An 896-nucleotide genomic window follows, 5' to 3' on the forward strand; every position below is an offset into this window, starting at 1 on the left:
ACTTCATTATCTTCATCAAGGCTTTTCTTGATGTCTTGTAGGGTGCTTTGAATGAGCTTTAAGACTGCTTCTGCTTTTATCCTGTGAGCAGATGGACAAAGTGTTCCACAAGGTACTTTTGTATAGGCACTGCAAGTATAATAAGGAATACTCTTGTAGTTGCTTGTTCTATGCACATACATTTTACTTCCACAATCGGCACAATACATCAGTCCTGTAAGGGGATGGTATTCGCCCCAACCATCGGGATAGCGTTTGACATTTCCTCGTATTCTCTGCACATTATCAAAGGTTTCTTGGTCTATGATTGGCTCGTGGGTGTTTTCAAAGATGAGCCAGTTATCTTCGGATACATATTTACTTTTCTTATCTTTGAAATGCTTTCTGGTTTTGAAGTTGACTGTATGCCCTAAGTATTCTTGTTTCTTTAAGATACTTGCAATCGTGGAACTGCACCAACGATACGGATATTCAAAGACTTTGCTTTGATGTAGTCCATATCCCAATTTCTGCTGATGATAGGCGGGTATATCTATCTTGTCGGCTTCTAATACCCTTGCAATGGCATAGGGTCCTTTTCCGTCCATTGTCAGATGGAATATTCTTCGGACAACTTCTGCTGCTTTTTCATCGATAATCCACTGATTTTTATCGTCCTTGTCTTTAATATATCCATAGGGCGGACTGCTTCCTGTATGCTTTCCGCTCTCTCCTTTAGCTTTGAATGTGGACTTGATTTTCCTTGAGGTATCTCTCGCATACCACTCGTTCATAATGTTTCGAAAAGGGGTAAAATCATCGTCTTTGTAAAAGCTATCTACATTGTCGTTTATGGCAATAAGTCTAACTCCCTTTTGCCTTAGTATCTCCATACATTGACCGACTTTGTAGGTAAT

The 896-nt window shown here is 39.7% G+C and carries 1 protein-coding gene; it reads right to left on the reverse strand.

Going from position 1 to position 896, the window contains the following annotated elements:
• A partial coding sequence (locus tag HMPREF9333_RS11980) for a recombinase family protein (protein WP_040883175.1) occupies positions 1-896 on the reverse strand: 896 nt, incomplete at both ends.

The sequence above is a fragment of the Johnsonella ignava ATCC 51276 genome, from assembly GCF_000235445.1.
In the GTDB taxonomy this organism is placed as follows: domain Bacteria; phylum Bacillota; class Clostridia; order Lachnospirales; family Lachnospiraceae; genus Johnsonella; species Johnsonella ignava.